Source organism: Rhodomicrobium udaipurense JA643 (assembly GCF_000636015.1).
In the GTDB taxonomy this organism is placed as follows: Bacteria; Pseudomonadota; Alphaproteobacteria; order Rhizobiales; family Rhodomicrobiaceae; genus Rhodomicrobium; species Rhodomicrobium udaipurense.
Genome location: NZ_JFZJ01000008.1, coordinates 22,278 through 41,819, shown reverse-complemented (window position 1 = coordinate 41,819; position 19,542 = coordinate 22,278). Strand labels below are relative to the sequence as shown.

General features: G+C 62.4%; 15 protein-coding genes. 3 read left to right on the top strand and 12 right to left on the bottom strand.

Annotation, left to right across the window (positions count from 1 at the left end):
- Nucleotides 1-251: 251 nt before the first annotated feature.
- The gene (leuC, locus tag T281_RS02605) at nucleotides 252-1,658 is read right to left on the bottom strand and encodes a 3-isopropylmalate dehydratase large subunit (protein WP_037233709.1); all 1,407 of its coding nucleotides are present in this window, start codon (nucleotides 1,656-1,658) and stop codon (nucleotides 252-254) included.
- Nucleotides 1,659-2,219: 561 nt separating this feature from the next.
- Between leuC and T281_RS02600 the strand changes: the two genes are divergently transcribed.
- The gene (locus T281_RS02600; RefSeq protein WP_037233653.1) at nucleotides 2,220-6,275 is read left to right on the top strand and encodes a Pls/PosA family non-ribosomal peptide synthetase; all 4,056 of its coding nucleotides are present in this window, start codon (nucleotides 2,220-2,222) and stop codon (nucleotides 6,273-6,275) included.
- 57 nt (nucleotides 6,276-6,332) lie between these two features.
- Here the strand turns inward: T281_RS02600 and T281_RS02595 are convergent, their stop codons facing one another.
- The 3 genes from T281_RS02595 to bcsS all read right to left on the bottom strand — a co-directional run bounded on the left by T281_RS02595 (nucleotide 6,333) and on the right by bcsS (nucleotide 8,787).
- The gene (locus T281_RS02595; RefSeq protein ID WP_199502393.1) at nucleotides 6,333-7,214 is read right to left on the bottom strand and encodes a 4'-phosphopantetheinyl transferase family protein; all 882 of its coding nucleotides are present in this window, start codon (nucleotides 7,212-7,214) and stop codon (nucleotides 6,333-6,335) included.
- Between the two features lie 17 nt (nucleotides 7,215-7,231).
- The gene (locus T281_RS02590) at nucleotides 7,232-7,708 is read right to left on the bottom strand and encodes a tetratricopeptide repeat protein (protein WP_037233649.1); all 477 of its coding nucleotides are present in this window, start codon (nucleotides 7,706-7,708) and stop codon (nucleotides 7,232-7,234) included.
- 203 nt (nucleotides 7,709-7,911) lie between these two features.
- Nucleotides 7,912-8,787, bottom strand: coding sequence for a cellulose biosynthesis protein BcsS (gene bcsS, locus T281_RS02585; protein WP_245269135.1), 876 nt, complete (start codon nucleotides 8,785-8,787; stop codon nucleotides 7,912-7,914).
- Nucleotides 8,788-9,115: 328 nt separating this feature from the next.
- Here bcsS and T281_RS02580 point away from each other — a divergent pair, with 328 nt between their 5' ends.
- Nucleotides 9,116-9,802: a M23 family metallopeptidase gene (locus T281_RS02580; RefSeq protein ID WP_162173095.1), complete on the top strand. Its 687-nt coding sequence runs from the start codon at nucleotides 9,116-9,118 to the stop codon at nucleotides 9,800-9,802.
- 143 nt (nucleotides 9,803-9,945) lie between these two features.
- Here the strand turns inward: T281_RS02580 and T281_RS02575 are convergent, their stop codons facing one another.
- Nucleotides 9,946-10,578 carry an NAD(P)-dependent oxidoreductase gene (locus tag T281_RS02575; protein ID WP_037233644.1) on the bottom strand — a complete coding sequence of 211 codons (633 nt, stop codon included), beginning with the start codon at nucleotides 10,576-10,578 and terminating at the stop codon, nucleotides 9,946-9,948.
- A gap of 217 nt (nucleotides 10,579-10,795) precedes the next feature.
- On the opposite strand from T281_RS02575, the gene T281_RS02570 reads away from it, so the two are divergent.
- Nucleotides 10,796-11,758 (top strand): DMT family transporter, encoded by a 963-nt coding sequence (locus tag T281_RS02570; protein ID WP_037233640.1) that lies wholly within the window; start codon nucleotides 10,796-10,798, stop codon nucleotides 11,756-11,758.
- Here T281_RS02570 and tgt read toward each other — a convergent pair.
- From tgt to ssb, 7 genes are all read right to left on the bottom strand, one after another.
- Nucleotides 11,689-12,864: a tRNA guanosine(34) transglycosylase Tgt gene (tgt, locus tag T281_RS02565; protein WP_037233702.1), complete on the bottom strand. Its 1,176-nt coding sequence runs from the start codon at nucleotides 12,862-12,864 to the stop codon at nucleotides 11,689-11,691. The genes T281_RS02570 and tgt overlap by 70 nt on opposite strands.
- On the bottom strand, nucleotides 12,861-13,955 hold the full coding sequence (queA, locus tag T281_RS02560; RefSeq protein WP_037233699.1) for a tRNA preQ1(34) S-adenosylmethionine ribosyltransferase-isomerase QueA: 1,095 nt from the start codon (nucleotides 13,953-13,955) through the stop codon (nucleotides 12,861-12,863). Before queA ends, tgt begins: the two co-directional genes overlap by 4 nt.
- Nucleotides 13,956-14,073: 118 nt before the next feature.
- The gene (locus T281_RS02555; RefSeq protein ID WP_037233637.1) at nucleotides 14,074-14,538 is read right to left on the bottom strand and encodes a peptidylprolyl isomerase; all 465 of its coding nucleotides are present in this window, start codon (nucleotides 14,536-14,538) and stop codon (nucleotides 14,074-14,076) included.
- A gap of 87 nt (nucleotides 14,539-14,625) precedes the next feature.
- Nucleotides 14,626-15,177 carry a peptidylprolyl isomerase gene (locus tag T281_RS02550; protein ID WP_037233635.1) on the bottom strand — a complete coding sequence of 184 codons (552 nt, stop codon included), beginning with the start codon at nucleotides 15,175-15,177 and terminating at the stop codon, nucleotides 14,626-14,628.
- Nucleotides 15,178-15,364: 187 nt separating this feature from the next.
- The gene (gene coaD / locus T281_RS02545) at nucleotides 15,365-15,889 is read right to left on the bottom strand and encodes a pantetheine-phosphate adenylyltransferase (protein ID WP_037233633.1); all 525 of its coding nucleotides are present in this window, start codon (nucleotides 15,887-15,889) and stop codon (nucleotides 15,365-15,367) included.
- A gap of 17 nt (nucleotides 15,890-15,906) precedes the next feature.
- Nucleotides 15,907-18,732, bottom strand: coding sequence for a DNA gyrase subunit A (gene gyrA / locus T281_RS02540; RefSeq protein ID WP_037233630.1), 2,826 nt, complete (start codon nucleotides 18,730-18,732; stop codon nucleotides 15,907-15,909).
- 187 nt (nucleotides 18,733-18,919) lie between these two features.
- On the bottom strand, nucleotides 18,920-19,468 hold the full coding sequence (gene ssb / locus T281_RS02535; protein ID WP_013420884.1) for a single-stranded DNA-binding protein: 549 nt from the start codon (nucleotides 19,466-19,468) through the stop codon (nucleotides 18,920-18,922).
- Nucleotides 19,469-19,542: the final 74 nt, after the last annotated feature.

Sequence of the window (19,542 nt, the reverse complement as noted above, 5' to 3'; positions counted from 1 at the left end):
TTGATGATTGAGTGGCGTTTCGCGGGGCTACGTTTGATGTACCTCGATTTCAAAAATCGTTTTGGCTCAAGTGAAAGCGATTGACGCTTTCAGCATGAGATACGGCCCGAAACGTTTTCAGAAGTCAGCGGTAAACAACAACGCGCCCGCATTAAGAGACGCGAGACTTATCGTCCAGCGCTATCCGCCTGATGGTTTACGATCCCGCGCGGCGTCGACCACAACGCGGGATCGTCTTGGGTGAAGCGTGCTCAGCTCTTGCCGAACTCGCGCACATCCACAAAGTGACCCGCGACCGCCGCCGCCGCCGCCATCGCTGGCGAGACGAGATGCGTGCGGCCCTTGAAGCCTTGCCGTCCCTCGAAATTGCGGTTCGAGGTCGAGGCGCAGCGCTCACCGGGGCTGAGCTTGTCGGCATTCATCGCAAGGCACATCGAGCAGCCCGGCTCGCGCCATTCGAAGCCTGCCGCGAGAAAGATCTGGTCGAGCCCTTCCGCCTCGGCCTGCTCCTTCACGAGGCCGGAGCCCGGCACGACCATGGCGCTCACCGTTTCGGCGACGCGGCGGCCTTCAACGATCGCGGCGGCTGCGCGCAGATCCTCGATGCGGCCGTTCGTACATGAGCCGATGAACACGCGGTCGATGGCGATGTCCGTCATCTTCACGCCCGGCTCAAGGCCCATATACGCGAGGGCGCGGGATACGGCGGCACGCTTGCCTTCGTCGGCGACCTTCGCGGGATCGGGCACGGTGCCCGTGATCGCCACGACGTCTTCCGGGCTTGTGCCCCAGGTGACGATGGGCGGCAGCGAGGCGGCGTCGAGCTTCACTTCGCGGTCGAAATGCGCGCCTTCATCGGAGGGCAGCGTCTCCCAGTATTTCCGCGCGAGTTCCCACGCGGCGCCCTTCGGCGCGCGCGGACGGCCCGCGATATAGGCGAACGTCTTCTCGTCCGGCGCGACGAGTCCGGCACGTGCGCCCGCCTCGATCGACATGTTGCAGACCGTCATGCGGCCTTCCATCGACAGCGCGCGGATGGCCTCGCCCGCATATTCGATGACATAGCCCGTGCCGCCCGCGGTGCCGATCTCGCCGATGATGGCGAGGATGATGTCCTTCGCGGTCACGCCGTCCGGCAAAATGCCGTCGACCGTCACGCGCATGTTCTTCGCTTTTTTCTGGATCAGCGTCTGCGTGGCGAGCACATGCTCAACTTCGGACGTGCCGATGCCGTGCGCGAGCGAGCCGAAAGCGCCATGCGTCGAGGTATGGCTGTCGCCGCAGACGATGGTCGTGCCGGGGAGCGTGAAGCCCTGTTCCGGGCCGACGATGTGGACGACGCCCTGGCGCTTGTCGAGTTCATTATAATATTCGATGCCGAATTCAGCGCAGTTCTCGCCGAGCGTCTGCACCTGAAGGGCTGCTTCCGGGTCGTCGATGCCGTGGCTGCGGTCCGTCGTCGGCACGTTGTGATCCACAACCGCCAGCGTCTTCTGCGGCGCGCGAACGCGGCGTCCAGCAGTGCGAAGCCCCTCGAACGCCTGCGGGCTCGTCACCTCATGCACGAGGTGGCGGTCGATATAGAGAAGGCTCGTGCCGTCCGCCTGCGTTTCAACGACGTGATCGTCCCAGATTTTATCGTAAAGTGTCTTTGCCATGATCGGTCCGTTCCGCTCGGGCTGGCGAGCGCGCTTGTTCTCTTGAATGGTTTTAGGAAGCGCAAACGCGGAAAGCAAGGCACCCGCGCGACGATTGCGGAAAACGGACAAAACGCGCGGCATAGATCGCGAGCGGCTGCGCCGTCCGTCTGAAGGTTTCTTCAATACAAATAATTGGGGCGCTAATGCATTGGATAACTCTCTATAAGCAATTCATATAATGGAAAAACATCATCTTAGATGTGCATTCATATCTTTGCACTATAAGTCAGATTATAAAAGTTGATGAGTGAACGCGAATCCCATGAAATGCACATCGCCAAAAGAAAACCGGATCGTTACTTTCCGAGTTGGAATTAGAAGCTCTGTCCCGGGCTTTCGCAACGGAGCCTGCCTTGCCATCCGGCGGGAAACCTATCAGGCGCTCTGCATCTGAGATGGCGGGCCTCGCTTAGCGAGGTGGACACCGCCCGGCTCGCCGGCCAACGAGACATTTTTCATAGACCCTTAAAGCTCGACCTGAACCGGAGCGCAGCGTTGCGCGTACGCGGGAGCCGAACGATGGCGAGAAGACATTTGCTTTACGATCGAATGCGCAGACCGATGCTCTTGCATCACGTATTCGAACAGCAGGCGAAGAGATGGCCACACAGCGTTGCCGTAAAATGCGACAGCGTTTCGCTCACATATTCACAGCTTGACAGACTCTCGTCCAAGATTGCCCGCCGCTGCATCGACAAGGGCGTGAAGCCGGGGAGCCTCGTCGGGATATACTTCCGGAAGTCGGTGAATCTTTTCGCCGCGATCCTCGGCGTGTTGAAAGCGGGGGCGGGTTACGTGCCGCTGGACCCGAAGTTTCCCGCCGAAAGGATTGTCGATATCTGCGAGGACGCGCGCGTGTCGCTGGTGCTGTCCGAAGGCACCTTGGGGCGCGAGATCGCGGACAGCATCGACAGCGTCGAGTGGCTGCTCCTCGACGCAGATGAAGAACGCGCGGCGCGTCGGCGCATCCGGGCCGCTCGCCTTGCGCCAGTTCCGGTGCGGCCGACAAGCGCGGCCTACGCCATTTACACCTCGGGCTCGACCGGGCGGCCGAAGGGCGTGAAGATCACGCACAAGAATGCGCTGGCCTTCGTCAAGGCGATGAAAGCCAGCTACGGCATCAAGAAAAGCGACCGGATCTATCAGGGATTTTCGGTGGCATTCGATGCTTCGGTCGAAGAAATCTGGGCGGCCTTTTCAACCGGTGCGACGCTCGTCATCCCGACGGAGGACATCGGCCGCTCCCCGTCCGATGCGGCCGACTTCATCGAGCAGGAGGGCGTCTCCTACTTCTCGACCGTGCCGTCGTTTCTCGCGATGATCCCCCGCGATCTGCCGAACGTGCGGCTTCTCGTGCTCGGCGGCGAAGCTTGCCCGCCCGATCTCGTCAACCGCTGGGCTAAGCCCGGCCGTCGCATGCTGAATACCTACGGCCCGACCGAGGCGACGGTGGTGGCAACGCTCGCGGAATGTGTAGCGGGACAACCCGTCAGCATCGGCACCGCCATTCCCGGCTACGCGATCCACGTCCTCGACGAACGAGGCAACCCGGTGCGCCCCGGCGAGGAGGGCGAGCTATACATCGGCGGCGCGGCCGTATCGCCCGGTTACATCAACCGCGCGAGCCAGACAGCCGAGCGCTTCCTGCCCGATCGCCTCTCCGGCACGCGCGGGCGGCTCTACCGCACGTCCGATCTGGTGCGGCTCGGGTATGATGGAGAACTCTACTTCCTTGGACGCATCGACGGGCAGATCAAGCTTCGCGGCTTCAGGATCGAGTTGCCGGAGATCGAAGCCGTTCTTCTCGACCATCCGCAGGTCGCGGCCTCGTCGGTGAATGTTTTCGACGTGAACGGCTCCAAGGAGCTCGGCGCATTCATTGTGCCGAATGCGGAAATCACCAGCGAAATCCGTGTCGAGCTTGCGGACCTGCTGCGCCGCCGCGTGCCGGAATACATGGTTCCGAAGTATCTCGACGTGATCGACGCACTGCCCTTGATGACGAGCGGCAAGGTGGACCGCAGGCAGCTTCCGCTGCCGCAGACGTTGCTGAAGGGCGAGCAGCAGATCGTGGCGCCGGAAACCGACTTCGAGCGCGGGATCGCCGAGGTCTGGGGGGCGTGCCTCGGGGTCACGTCGGTGTCGGTCGAAGATGACTTCTTTCTCGATCTCGGCGGCCATTCCCTGCTGGCGGCGCGCGTCGCCACCGAAATGCGCGAGCGCCTCGGACTGCCCTCGGTGTCGGTGCGCCACCTCTACCAACACCGCACGATCCGCGCCCTCGCGGCGGCGCTCGGCGGCCACGCGCAACCTGCGCCCGATGAACGATCCCGGGAAGGTCCGCAAGAGGAATTGCCGAGCCTGCGCGCGTTCAAACTCGTTCCGCCCTGGGAGCGTTGGCTCTGCGTGGGGCTGCAAACGCTTTCGATCGCGCTTTACTACCTCGTCCTGAGCGCGCCTGTGACGCTGACCGTGCTCGTTCTCAAATCGGCCTATGAAGGCGCGACCACAGCCGAGGATGCGGCGCTGATCCTGACCGCGGCCGGGTTCCTGATCTGGCCGTCCATGCTCTCCCTGAGCATCATTTTGAAATGGCTCGTGATTGGCCGATACAAGCCCGGCCGCTACCCGCTTTGGGGCCTGTATTATTTTCGCTGGTGGTTCGTAGGCAAGTTCCAGAGCCTGAGTTGGTCGTCCATGTTCGTTGGCTCGCCGCTGATGAGCCTCTATTTTCGCGCGATGGGGGCGCGCGTCGGCAAGAACTGCGTCATCGGGACGGCGCATTGCTCGGCCTTCGATCTCATCTCCATCGGCGACGGCGCTTGCATTGGCGCGGAAACGCAGTTCCTTGGTTGCCGTGTTGAAGACGGAATGCTCGTCATCGCGCCCGTCACCATCGGCGAAAACTGCTTCATCGGTCAGCACTGCGCGCTTGGTCTCAATGTCGAGATGGCGGCGGGTTCCGCGCTCGACGACATGTCCCTCCTCATCGATGGCGCGCGCCTTCAGTCCGACGTGAAGTGGCGCGGCGTGCCTGCGGCTCTGGCCGATTTCGACCTGCCGCCAGCCAATACGGCGCGTCGTGGCGGCGAGGCGGTGTGGGGACTGATCCATCTCGCCCTCGTCTATGTCATGGGCTATTTCCTGATCGTCGCGCTGCTCCCGCCGATCGCTCTCGTGGCCCTCGTCCTCATCAACTACGGGGTGTATGTTGGCGCTGCCGCGCTTCTCGTGGCGGTGCCGCTAGCGGTCGCGTGGTACATCGCCTGCGCCGTGCTGATGAAGCGTGTCGTGCTGGGGAGGATACGGCCCGGAACATATTCGGTGCGCAGCCTGACCTATCTGCGGCACTGGTTCCTGAGCTATCTCCTGAACAACACGCGCGAAATCCTTCAGCCGCTCTATTCAACGCTGTTCTTTCCGACCGTCCTGCGGCTGCTGGGCGCGAAGATCGGCAAGGGCGTCGAGGTATCGACGGTAATGCAGTTTACGCCGGACCTCCTTACCGTGAAGGGCGGAAGCTTTCTGGCGGATGCCTGCATCGTCGGAGGCGCCCGCATCCATCGCGGTGCGCTTTCGATCGAGGCGGTGAACATCGGCGCGCGGACCTTCGTCGGCAACAGCGCCTTCGTCCCCGGCGGCACAACGATCGGCGACGATAGCCTCGTCGGCGTCCTGTCGACACCGCCCCAGACGAAAGAGCCGTTGGAGGCCAACAGCCGCTGGCTCGGCTCGCCGGGCTTCGAATTGCCCCCGCCGGTGGTCCAACCAAGCTGCTCTTTCGCGGATTCGAAGACCTACAAGCCGTCGCGTTCGATGGTGTTCGCGCGCGCCTGCGTCGACCTCCTCCGCATCTGCCTGCCGGGATGGCTCTCCGGCGCGGCCCTCGTCGCATTCTGCTATGCGCTGATTGCCATCCGCAACTCGCATTCCCCCGAAGAAACGGTCCTGTTCAGTCCGCTGCTGTCCTTCGCGTCGGCGCTGGGGCTGCTGTTTGCAGCCGCCGCGGTGAAGGTGGCGCTGCGGGGGACGTTCCATCCCGTGATCAAGCCGCTGTGGTCGAGCTATGTGTGGTTCACGGAGGTGATTAACGGCGTATTCGAGACGCTTGCGGCCAACATCATGGAGCCGGTTCTCGGGACGCCGTATGCCGGGCCGTGCCTGGGGCTGTTCGGCTGCAAAGTCGGCCGATGGGTGTTCGTGGACACGACACTGTTCTCGGAATTCGACCTCGTGGAAATCCGCGACCATGCTGCCCTCAATCTGGGCGCGACCGTTCAGACGCATCTTTTCGAAGATCGCGTGATGAAGGCTGACAAACTCGTGATCGGCGAGGGGTGCACAGTCGGGAACATGGCCGTTGTGCTCTACAGCACGTCCATGGAACGGGGCGCGGTGCTTGGGCCGCTGTCGGTGCTGATGAAGGGCGAAACGCTCACGCCGGGATCGTATTCGGTTGGCATTCCGGCCTCACCCGTTCCTCGGGCAGACGCACTGCAACGCCTGCCGGTTCTTGAGGCGAAAGGCGGTGGCGTGTCGGCCGAGCGTAGCCTGGAGCATGCGAACGCCGCTTGACGGCTTACCGCGTCGGGGCATCGGAGCCCGCCTTCAAACGGCGGGCTTTTCCTTATCTCAGTCGCAGCCGGAATGCGCAAGTTTCGGGTGATCTGCGGTTCGCCCGCCGGTGCCGTGCACGAGGCGAAATTCAAGCCGGACGATGTCCTCTCCGGCCCGGCAACGCGCGTCGATGGCAAGCGCCAGACGGCCACGCTCCTGCCCGCCTGTCAGATCGGCGATCCGCGCGGAGAAGACGACGCATCGACGGCCGTCAGCGTCGGCATGAAGAAAAGCCCCGTCGTGGCGCGGCACTTCGCAGCCGGAAACGGCTTCGCTCAGCCCTTCGCCCGTGAGCTTGGCAAGCGCCTCCTTCACCGTCCAGAGTTTGAGAAAGCGATCATGACTCAAGTCGGCGTCGACTCTTTCAAGTGTGAGGATTTCGCTTTGCGAAAGAAGGGCCGCGAGCATGGGCTTGGCAGATGCAATGTCTGTGGATTCAACGTCGAGCCCCAGATCGATCTCCTCGGCAACCGCAACCGCATCGAGGCGTTCAGTGTGAGAGATGCTTGGATGAAAGCCTGCGGGACGCGCGACCAAGGGTTTTCCGGTCTCGGTCTTTCCGAGCGCGATATCGCCCGGAAAGCGGTGCCCCGTCAGGTCGCAGAGAGAGGCGCGAAGCGCGACGCGCGCGGCCGCCATGCCGAGTTGCCGCTCGCGCTTCCTGTAACGGCCGATTTCGCGCAGGTCTTCCTCGTCAATGCAGGATGAGAGGGACGCCAGACGGTGGCGCGCGGCCTGCGGAATGAGAAGGCAAATGACGCGCTGGAAGCAGCATGCCGCTTCAACCGGTTGCTCTGAAACGATCCGTCCTGACTGAAGTGAGATAAAAAACGCGCCAAGCGGCGCGCTTATCCCGGCCAGATCGTGAGAGGCGGCCATCGGTTCGGACGACTGCAAAAAGCCGTCCATCGTTGTCAAAGTGCGGGGCGAGCCGCCAGCAAGCGCGCTACGCCGTCCTTGCTTTCGGTCAAGTCCGCATCGATCGACAGCGCCCTGCGATAATCGGCCAGCGCCTCTTCCTTTCGGCCGAGCGCCTCATAGATATGGGCGCGCGTGTCGAGCGCATGGGCGTCCAACGGTGCCAACGTGACGGCGCGCTCCGCGTCCGGCAGCCCTTCGCGTGACTTGCCGGCCTTGAAGTAGATCCAGGCGCGTAGATTATGCGCCTCGGCGAAGTTGGGCTTGATCTTCAGCGCGAGAGTTTCGTCAGCGATGGCGGCGTCGAAATCGCCCTTATCGGCCAAGGCTTCGCCGCGATTGAGATACGCATCGGCGCGAAAATCCTGCGGCACCTTGACGTCGTCAATGATCCGGGAGCAGGCGGCAATCCTGATCCCTGTCACGGAGTCGTCGTCGCGGCATAGATCGTAATCGGCTGTCTGGGCCAGCAATGCGCTACTCGGCGCGACGAGAAATGAAGATAAAAAGAGTGCTTTGAGGGATAAGCGCATGATCCTGGCCTTCTGTTTACGGGGACGCACCTTTCATCCGCCTACAGATGAAATTGTCGCCCGCAATCTGGATGCTTTGCTTTCCGTACGTCCGAGGACGTCGTTTCGCGCCGGATTCCGGTTGAAGCGACGCTCCCTGCCGCTTACGGACGGAAGAGATATTTGAATTCGATCATTCCGTAGCCGCCTTCGCCACCAGCCGTTGAGGTGGACGTGGTTCCCGCCCCGTTGTCGTTGCCATCCACGAACTGGTAGCCGCCGGACAGCGTGACGGACGCCGTTCGAACCAGGAGATTGGAAAGCTCGAACTTCAGGAAGCCGCCCGCGCGCTGCGCGTCGCTTTCCTCGTTGCCGAGCGCGTACCCTTCGGCGCCGACGAAGATCTGCTTGAAGTTGACATCCAGCTCCTCAATCACCTTGACGCCGACGCGACCGCGCGCGAGGTAGCTATAGAAGGCGGTTGAGTAGTAACCGTCCGCGCCGAAATAGTACGGAAGTTCCGTTTCCGTCTCGAAATCGGCGTCGATCTTGAAGCCGACCTCGTTGCCTCTCACGCTGTTCGAGAGATCGCGCGGACTGAGGTGATCGTCACGGAAATCGACGCCGAGATACAGTCCGGCCGAGAAAGTCGTATAGACCAACTGATAGCCGAGCATCACGTCGCCTTGCCATTCCTTGCCGTTGACCTTCCCGAGGTCGTTGGTGAAATAGCTGTATTCATTGTATTCAGCATCGGCGCGCAGCATGAAGCCGTGTGTCGTCAAATCGTTGTTGACGGCGTATGCGCCGCCTACCCAGACAGCTGTCGAACGGTTGGCGATGTCTGTACCTTGCCACAGCGCAGCAGATATTGGCGGAGCCTCATCATCATCATCTGTACCCTGCGCCATCGCCGGGTTGAGAGCGAGTATAAGCGGCAGGGCAAAGACAGCCGCCGGCGAAAAGTTCTTCATGCAAATATCCCCGTTCCCAACGTTTGCTTTGCAAGGAAAGAAAGCCGCGATTCGCCCGCGATCCACAATCAAAGGTAGTTATTATCTTCATGATAGCCCGGCATAGTTGTAAAATTGTCAATATGGGGCTTCGAACCGCAGCATGGGGGGCGTTCGGCAATTACTCCACGGGCGACAGTTTTGAAAGAGGCGTGAGGCATTATCCGGATCGTCGCCATGGGTGCCGCGACCTCGCGGTGGGGCGTTCTGCGCCGGGCGTGCAAGCAATTTTGGACTGACCGAAACATGCCGAACATCGGGAAAGCAAATGATCTTCCTGCCGGGCACGCCTCCAGAACGGCTATCGATCTGCAAGGCAACGCTTTTTTTGCTCGCCTTTGTTATAACGCCAATCATGGCAGCGACAGCGGATACAGAAGAGGCGGCTATCAAAGGGATCGGCCTAAAGCCGACCGGGCTCAAGCCCGCCTATCCGGGCGGCTTCGTTTGCTCGCAGCTTACCTCGCTCTACGCGAGTTGGATCGATGTCGACGGGACACGCCGCTCCGAGGCGCATTCGGGCGTCGACGGCGGCAAGCTCGGCGATACAATTCATGCTCCCGGACCCGGTCGGGTCGTGGCTGCCTGGAAGACCAATTTCGGCTGGGGGCAGGAAGCGTCGCTCCTCATTCTGCATAGCCGCGAGGATCTGAACATGTCCGGCGGCGCTCCCTACTATTATTCCGAGTTCGACCATCTTCGCTGGAATGAAGTCAAACGGCTTCAGGAGGGAGACAGGATCGAGCGCGGGCAGGTGATCGGCCGCGTGACCACACCGGGAAGCAACAGGATCTATCTGCCGGAAGTCCATTGGGAGATATACGAGGTGGACGATCCCGATGAAATAGAGTGGGTTGAGAAGTCGAACGGCTTGAAATACTTCCTCAACAAGACGGCCGAGTTGATCGATCCGCTATATATGCTCGGGCGACATCGCGGGATACGCGCCGACAAGCGCGTGGAGATCGCTCCCTTCTTCGACGACGCCGACTATTCTCGTTTCAAGGGCTTCACTTATATCCTGCCGTGCCGCCCTCGCTGACGTCACGGGCGCATAGCGCGTCGAGATCCATGCGAAGGCGATCCGCGCATGCAGCAGATCGGCGAGATGCCTTTCGATGGCATGCGCATGATTTTCGGCGGTTCAGAAAGATCCTCGACGTTTGATCGACCCAGGCCGCGCGCCTAGCCGGACAGGGCCACCGTCTGCCGGTGATACTCGGGCGAGGCGATTTCCTTCGCGATGAAGTCGGCGACGTCCGCGCGCGCGATGGTCATCTTGCGCGCCTTTCGGTCGGCGCTCGCGAGATAATCTCCGGTCGCTGGGCCATTCGTCAGTCCCACGGGCTGCACCAGAACGAAATCGTTCGGCGCTGCCTTGATCGCGGCTTCCTGCTTTTCCTTGTCGGCGAGGATTGCCCGCATGAACAGCGCCGCTGCGATGGAAAACAGGAAAGACTTTTTGTCCCGCGTGTCGCCGATGCCGAAGGCTGTCACCGCGATCAGTCGCAAGTCGGGGTCGGCGGCCGCGAGGATGTTGCGCGTTCCATATTCGCAGATGTGCGGATTGATCGTGCGCTTTCTTCCCTGCGTGCTGCGGGAATTTCCGAGGCTGATGACGCAGACGTCGTGGCCCGGAAGCACACGCGCGACATCCTCAGCGGACAGCGCGTCGCCCTTGACGACGGTGAGCGCGTTGTCGGATGGCAATTTCGACGGATCGCGCACGAGTGCCGTCACCTGGTGCCCGTCGGCGAGAAGTTTTTCGACGGTTGCGCGGCCCGTGCCGCCCGTCGCTCCAAAGACAATGATTTTCATACTGACGATATAGGAAGGTGAATAGCTTCGTGCCAACCCCGGAATGGCGAAGTTTTGTCCGGCGTTGCAAATTCGCTATGCGGGCATGCTTGCGACGCCATCATCGGCTGGTCACATTCTGCGCTCATCCATGCTATGTTGAAATGTCGCACCGTCGCCTTGCAGGGAAACGGCAGCGTTCCGTCTCGTAACCAACCCGGCCCTTGCTCACCCTCTCATGACCGATCTCCTCACGAAGCCCGCCGCGACGGCACCGGCTTCCGCCGCCCAGCGTCCTTCTACCGACCGCCGCCTCGTCGGCATCGGCTTCATGCTGACGGCGGTGAGCTTCTTTGCCTTCCTCGACACGAGCGCGAAGTTTCTCGGCACCATCGAACACATTCCCGTGGTCGAGATTATCTGGGTGCGCTTTCTGATGAACGAGGTGCTCATCGTCGTGATGCTCGGGCCTCGGGGAGTGATGCGCGCCGCGCCGTCGAAAAGGCCCGGCCAGCAGATTCTGCGGAGCGCGTTGCTCCTCGCGACGACGGCGTTCAATTTCGCGGCGCTTCAGTTTCTCCAGCTCGATCAGACATCGACGATCTACTTCCTCGCGCCGTTCTTCGTGGCTGCGCTTGCCGGTCCGCTGCTTGGGGAATGGGTGGGCTGGCATCGGCTCGCGGCGATCTGCGTCGGTTTCACCGGCATCATCTTCGTGACGAAACCAGGCTTCGGCGGCATCCACTGGGCGGTGACGCTCGCGCTCGGCTCGGTGTTTTGCCACTCGCTCTACAGCTTGTGGACGCGCTATCTCGCCCGCTTCGACGCGCCGCGGACGACGCTCGTCTATACGCCGCTAGCGGGAGCGGTCATCATGGCGCCGGTCGCGCTTTGGAACTGGCAGATGCCGCCGGACGCGCTCGCCTGGGGCATTTTGCTGAGCATGGGGCTTCTCGGCGGGATGGGGCACTGGTTCCTGATCCTCGCCCACGACCGCGCGCCCGCGCCCGTGATCGCGCCGTTCACCTACATCAACCTGCTGCTCGTGACGTGCCTTGGCTACCTCGTCTTCGGCGATGTGCCCGACATCTGGACGCTCGTCGGCGCGGCAATCATCGTGGCGTCGGGAATTTATTTGCTCTTCAGGGAGCGGGCGGTTTCGGCGTCCGCACCCGCGTCGTCATCCACCGTCGAAGGGTAAACGGCGCGCACGCGAGCGGCGACATCGGCGAACGTACCTTCCGCGATGGATTTGCGGATCGCGGCCATAAGCTCCTGATAGAAGCCGATGTTCGCCCATGACAGGATCATCGGCGCGAGATACTCGCCGGAGCGGAACAGGTGGTGAATGTAGGCGCGGGAATAATCGCGCGAGGCGGGGCAGGTGCTCGTCTCGTCGAGCGGGCGCAAATCCTCGACATGCGCCGCGTTCTTGATGTTGAGTTTGCCCGCCCATGTGAACGCCTGCCCGTGGCGGCCGGAACGCGTCGGCATCACGCAGTCGAACATGTCGATACCGCGCTCGACAGCGCCCACGATGTCCGCCGGCGTGCCGACGCCCATGAGGTAGCGCGGCTTGTTCGTGGGCAACAGCGGCGTGGTGAAATCCAGCGTATCGAACATGGCGCGCTGGCCTTCGCCGACCGCGAGCCCGCCGACTGAATAGCCGTGAAAATCCATTGACGTAAGCTTCGCCGCCGACTCCTTCCGAAGCTCAGGGAAGGTGCTGCCCTGGACGATGCCGAACAGCGCACGGCCCGGCTGGCCATATTGCGCGAACGCCGCCAGCGAGCGCTCCGCCCAGCGCAGCGACAGCCGCATCGAGCTTTCCGCCTCCCCGAAGGTCGCAGGAAACGGCGTGCATTCATCGAACTGCATCTGGATGTCGGAGCCGAGCAGGTTCTGCACCTCGATCGAGCGCTCGGGCGTCAATTCATACATCGCGCCGTCGATATGCGAGCGGAACGTAACGCCCTTCTCGGTCAGCTTCCGAAGCTGCGCGAGCGACATCACCTGAAAGCCGCCGGAATCGGTGAGGATCGGCCCATCCCAGCGCATGAAGCTGTGAAGGCCGCCTAGCTTCGCGATGCGCTCCGCGCCGGGGCGCAGCATCAGATGATAGGTGTTGCCGAGGATGATGTCCGAGCCCGCCGCCTTCACATCATCCAGGAAAACAGCCTTCACCGACGCGGTGGTGCCGACCGGCATGAAGGCTGGCGTGCGGATGACGCCGCGTGGCGTTGCGATTTCGCCGAGACGCGCCGCGCCGTCCTGCGCGAGGAGCTTGTAGGAAAAAGGCTGCGTCATGGGCGGGCCGCCGAGGGCAGCGCGTCCGCGCGCGAGAGCAGGCACGCGTCGCCGTAGGAATAGAAGCGAAAGCCCGCGTCGACGGCGTGGGCGTAGGCGCGCTTCATGATGTCGGTGCCGGAGAAGGCACAGACGAGCATGAACAGCGTCGATTTCGGCAGATGGAAATTCGTCACGAGGAGGTCCGCGCTTCTGAAACGGTGGCCGGGCTTGATGAAGATCCTTGTAAAGCCTTTGGCGGGCTCGATAAAGCCGTCTTCGCGCGTGGCCGTCTCAAGCACGCGCAGCGAGGTCGTGCCGGCGGCAATGATGCGGCTGCCGCGCTCGCGGGCCGCGTTGATTGCGCGCGCCGTCTCGTCGCCGATCTCGAACCACTCCGCGTGGATTTCGTGATCCTCGACCGTCTCCGACTTCACCGGCAGGAAGGTGCCCGCGCCCACGTGGAGCGTGACGAAGGCGGTCTCGACGCCTCGTTCGGCAAGCCGCGCGAGCAACTCGGGTGTGAAGTGAAGCCCGGCGGTTGGCGCGGCGACGGCCCCCTCGTTCCGCGCGAAAACGGTTTGATAGTCCGATCGGTCGCGTTCGTCGGCGGGGCGCTGGCGCGCAATATAGGGCGGAAGCGGCATCGCGCCGTGGCGCTGCATGACGGCCTCGACGCTGTCGCCGTCTGGCGCGGCCAACGTGATTTCGCCCTCGTCCGACTTGGCGACAACGATCAGCCGGGACGCTTGTCCGCCTGTCTCGAAATGGATCGCGTCGCCCGGCCGGAGCCGCCGCGCGGGCCGCGCAAAGGCTTTCCACGAGCCGGACGCTTCACGTTCGATCAGGTTCAGGGAGACGTCCACGGCGGGCGCGTCCGCATCGCGTGGCGGACGGGTGCCTGACAGCTCGGCGGACAGGACGCGGGTGTCGTTGAACACCATGATGTCGCCGGGACGGAAAAAGGCAGGAAGGTCGCGGATCGTGGCTTCGGAGAGCGGTTCCGGCGCGGCGGGGTCGACGCGTAGCAGCCGCGCGGCATCGCGCGGACTCGCGGGGCGGAGCGCGATGGCCGATTTGGGAAGCTCGAAGTCGAAGTCCTTGAGGTGCACAATGCGTCGCCGAAGAAACGGCAAGCCCAGGGGTGGGCAGGTGCCAAAATAAAAGATGAGCGCCCGCGTCCTGCCGGACACTGGCGCTCGGTCTCGAAGAATCGTTCGCAATCTCGGGCTAGGCGGCCTTTTCAACGCGAGCAGTTACGATCTTGTCGGGATTTTTCACCGGCTCGCCGCGCTCGATTTTGTCGACGTTATCCATGCCCTCGATCACCTTGCCCCAAACGGTATATTTTCCGTCGAGGAACGACGCATCGTCGAAGCAGATGAAGAACTGGCTGTCGGCGCTATCGGGGTGGTTCGCGCGCGCCATGGAAACGACGCCACGTTGATGGCTTTCCCGGCTGAATTCGGCCTTGAGGTTCTTGCCCGAACCGCCGCGCCCGGTTCCCGTGGGATCACCCGTCTGCGCCATGAAGCCGTCGATGACGCGGTGGAAAACAACGCCGTCGTAAAACTTCTCGTCGGCAAGCTCCTTGATGCGCGCGACATGGCTCGGCGCAAGATCGGGGCGAAGTTCAATTACGACGCGCCCCTTGGTTGTTTCCAGAACCAGATTTTCTTTATCTGAAGATGTCATGTTCAAGCTCTTTCCTCGCGCCGCCTTGACCGGATCTACGCCAACCTGAGGTGCGGCAACAATATTATCTCATCAGGAATGTGGTGATCAGCGGGCGTCGGACGCAAGCTGCATCTTGATGATCTTGTCCGGATTGAACACGCGGCCGTCGCCGCCTGCTCCCTTTTTGATCCGGTCGACGAACTGGATGCCTTCCGTCACGCGGCCCCAGACGGTGTATTGCCCGTTGAGATGCGGAGTGTCCTCAAGACAGATGAAAAACTGGCTGTTCGCCGAATTGGGGTTGCCCGTGCGCGCCGCGCCGATGGTGCCGCGCTTGAATGGCGTGGAATTGAACTCCGCCGGAAGGTCGGCATATTTCGAACCACCGGTGCCGTCGCCTTTCGGGTCGCCCGTCTGGGCCATGAAGCCCGTGATGACGCGATGGAACGACAGGCCGTTGTAGAAGCCCTCGCGAACGAGCTTCTTGACGCGCTCGACATGTTTTGGCGCGACGTTGGGGAGAAGCTCGATGACCACGCGGCCATCCTTCAGGTCGAGGTAGAGCGTGTTCTCGGGGCCCGCTGCGCTGGCGGATCGAGCGGCAAGGCCGAGAGTGGCGACGGCAAGCAGCGCTACTAACATCAGGGAACGGAACATGGAAACCCTTTGCTTATCGATTTCGTATGCGATTTCGAGCGCCTAATGGTCTGATCCCGGCACTTGCATTCGTTTGCTGTACGCTCGCAAGCAATGTTGGAATCCCGAGGACCATTGAGGAGCCTTTGTATTTAACATCTGAGCTATAGCTAGCTGCAAACGAAACTCAAATGTCAAAATCGCTCCACTAGCGCGCCATAGGGGCGGCATTGGGGCCGTTAGCTGACCTGCCGACCTTTGCAATGATGCGCTGGAGCACGCCAGGAGAAACGAATGGCGAAACATCGCCGCCGAGCTGAGCAATCTGGCGGACGAGTGTCGCGGTTATATGTGCCAAGCCGGGTGTGGCGGCAAGAAACACGGTGTCGATGTCCGGCGCCATGGCCCGGTTCATACCGAAAAGTTGCGTCTCGTAGCCGAGGTCCGCAGCATCGCGCACGCCGCGCAGCATGAACGCCGCTCCGTGCGCGCGCGCTGCGTCAACCGTCAGGCGGTCGAAGAAAACCACCGCGCCGCGTTCGCCCGCGCCGAGGCTCGAAAGCTCGTCGCGCAGCATCCCCGCGCGCTCTTCGGCCGTGAAAAGCGGCGCTTTCGACGGGTGCACCCCCACGCCGACAACGAGCCGGTCGAACAGAGCCAGACCGCGAGCCATGATGTCCCTGTGGCCGAGTGTCGGCGGATCAAAGCTGCCAGCGTAGAAACCGGAACGCATGCGGCGTTACCTCGCGATCATTCGGTTGGTTCCTCGCCCTCGGCATCGCCGCCGGCATCCGGGCCGTCGCCATTGCCGTTGCCCGTCCCGTCATCGCTGATGAGTTCGGCCGAGACGACGCGTTCGTCCTGATCGGTGCGGAAGATCGTGACGCCCTGCGCGGACCGGCCGGTGATCGAGATGCCTTCGATGGGGCAGCGGATCAGCTTGCCGCCATTCGTCACGAGCATGATCTGGTCCGTGTCTTCCACGGGGAAGGACGCGATGAGGCGGCCGTTTCGCTCGTTGACGGCCATGGCGATGATGCCTTTGCCGCCGCGACCCGACGTCCGGTACTCGTAGGACGAGGTGCGCTTGCCGAAGCCGCGTTCCGACATGGTCAGCACATATTGCTCGGCCGCGCCCATTTCGCCATAACGCGCGGGCGTGAGATCGGCGATATCGGTGCTTTCGATTGCCTCGCCGTCGTCGAGGGCTTCCACCGCCTCGGAGGCCGCTGCGGCCTCCTGCTCGGCGATGTCGCCCTCGGTAGCGGCGCGTTCACCGGCGGCGGCTCGGCGCATGGCGTTCGCCTGCTTGAGGTAGGCGGCGCGCTCGGCGGGCGTCGCGTTCATATGCCGGAGGATGGCGAGAGAGATAACGGTGTCGTTCTCTTCAAGGCGGACGCCGCGCACACCGGTCGACTCGCGGCCCTTGAAGATGCGCACGTCCGTTACCGGGAAGCGGATCGCCTGACCGTTGGCTGTCGTGAGGAGAATGTCGTCTGTCTCGCGGCAGAGCTGCGCGCCGGCGATATCGTCGCCCGGATCGAGCTTCATCGCGATCTTGCCGTTCTGGCGGACCTCGGCGAAGTCGGCGAGTTCGTTGCGCCGCACATTGCCCGAGCGTGTCGCGAACAGTATGAAGACGCCGGACTCATCGCGCTCCTCGGGCAGCGGCAGGATGGAGGTGATCGTCTCGTCCTGTTGAAGCGGCAGAAGGTTGATGAGCGCCTTGCCGCGCGCCTGCGGGGCGGACAGCGGCAGCCGCCAGACCTTCATCTTGTAGGCCATGCCGCGCGAAGAAAGGAACAGCACGGGCGTGTGCGTATTCGCGACGAACAGGCGCGTGACGAAATCCTCGTCGCGCGTGGTCATGCCGGAGCGGCCTTTGCCGCCGCGACGTTGCGCGCGATAGGTCGACAGCGGCACGCGCTTGATGTAGCCGCGATGGCTGACGGTAACGACCATATCCTCTTTCTGGATCAGGTCTTCGTCGTCGACCTCGCCCTCGACGTCGAGGATCTCGGTGCGGCGCGGCGTGGCGAACTCTTCCTTTATCGCGGTGAGTTCGTCGCGGACGATGGAGATCACGCGGGCGCGCGAAGAGAGAATATTGAGATAGTCGCGGATCTTGTCGGCAAGCGCCTTAAGTTCATCGGCGATTTCGTCGCGGCCGAGCGCGGTCAGGCGCTGCAGGCGCAGTTCGAGGATCGCCTTCGCCTGATCGATGGACAGGCGATAGACGTTGCCCTCGTGGATGCGCGAGCGCGGATCTTCGATGAGGAGCAGCAATGGCGCGATGTCGTCGGCTGGCCAGTCGCGCGACATGAGCGCCTCGCGCGCGCTCGCCGGGTCCGGCGCGGAGCGGATGAGCTTGATAACCTCATCGATATTGGCGACGGCGGTGGCGAGACCGACAAGCACATGCGCACGGTCGCGCGCCTTACCGAGTAGGAATTTCGTGCGCCGCGTGATGACGGTTTCGCGGAATTGCGTGAAAGCCTGGATGAAGTCGAGGAGGGTGTGCTGTTCCGGGCGGCCGCTGTTGAGCGCCACCATGTTGGCGGCGAACACCGATTGCAGCGACGTGAAGCGGTAAAGCTGATTCAGCACCACGTCCGGCATGGCGTCGCGCTTCAACTCGATGACGACGCGATAACCCGAGCGGTCGCTCTCATCGCGCACGTCGGAGATGCCTTCGACGCGCTTCTCGCGCACGAGTTCGGCGATGCGCTCCTGAAGCGTCGCCTTGTTCACCTGATAGGGGATTTCGGTAACGATCAGCGCATCGCGATCCTTGCGGATCGTCTCGACATGCACCTTGCCGCGCACGACGACGGAGCCGCGACCTTTGAGATAAGCGGCGCGGATGCCGGCGCGGCCCATGATCACGCCGCCGGTCGGGAAGTCCGGCCCCGGGATGTGCTCCATGAGCTGCTCGATGCTGAGCGCGGGATTTTCGAGAAAGGCGAGGCAGGCGTCGATGACCTCGCCGAGATTGTGCGGCGGGATGTTCGTTGCCATGCCGACGGCGATGCCGCCCGCGCCGTTGACGAGGAGGTTCGGGAAGCGCGCGGGGAGGACTGTCGGCTCCCGCTCTGAATTGTCGTAGTTGTCCTGAAAATCGACGGTGTCGTTCTCAAGGTCGTTGAGCAGGGAGTCGGAGATTTTCTGGAGGCGCACCTCGGTGTAACGCATGGCCGCCGGTGGATCGCCATCGACCGAGCCGAAATTGCCCTGTCCATCGATCAGGGGCACGCGCATGGAAAAGTCCTGCACCATGCGGACGAGCGCGTCGTAAACCGACTGGTCCCCGTGAGGGTGATACTTACCGATGACATCGCCGACGATGCGCGCGGATTTACGGTAGGGCTTGTTCCAGGAGTAGCCGTTCTCGCTCATCGAGAAGAGGATGCGGCGATGGACGGGTTTCAGCCCGTCGCGCACGTCGGGCAGCGCGCGAGACACGATCACGCTCATCGCGTAATCGAGATAGGAGCGCTTCATCTCGTCGGTGATGAGGATGGGACGAATGTCCCCCGCTCCGCGATCGCCCTTATTGCCGTCTGACGGATCTGCCAAAACCTGACCCTTGGTCTCGTGAAATGAAAAGGACGGCCAGAAACTGCCGTCGAACCTAGCCGGAATTTACAGGCTGCCCTCCGCGAGCACAAGGACGCTGTCCATCTACCCCTTGGGAGACGCCTGTTTTGTTTTTGCCGCTTCGGGCGATGATCCTGCCGCGGAAAGCATTCACCCGCAGCAGACGTTAAAAGGGGATCTCGTCGTCGAGATCCTTGTCGAAGGGCTTCGGCTGACCCGCGTCGCGCGGCTTCGCGGCCGAACCGCCACCACTCCGGAAGCCGCTTCCGCCACTACGGCCACTGTCGCCCCGGTCGAAACTGCTGGCGCCGCCTTCATTGAAGCCGCTACCGCCTTCGCCGTAACCGCCCGCCCCGCCGCCTGCGCGTCCGTCGAGCATGGTGAGCTGGCCGTTGTAGTTTTGCAGGACGACTTCGGTCGTGTAGCGGTCGTTACCCGCATTGTCCTGCCATTTCCGCGTCTGCAACTGGCCTTCGATATAAACCTTCGCGCCTTTGCGGAGGTATTGCTGTGCGACCTTGCCGAGTTGCTCGTTGAAGATGACGATGCTGTGCCACTCCGTCTTTTCGCGGCGTTCTCCCGACTGTTTGTCGCGCCACGAGTCCGTCGTCGCAAGCCGTAGATTGCAGATCGAACGGCCATCCTGCGTGTGGCGCACTTCGGGATCGGCCCCGAGATTGCCGATGAGAATGACCTTATTCACCGAGCCCGCCATGAGAGCTCCTTTCATCAAACATTGAGTCGCTGCGGAGTTTACATGAAGCGTCAGCGCCCAAAACACAACTGTAC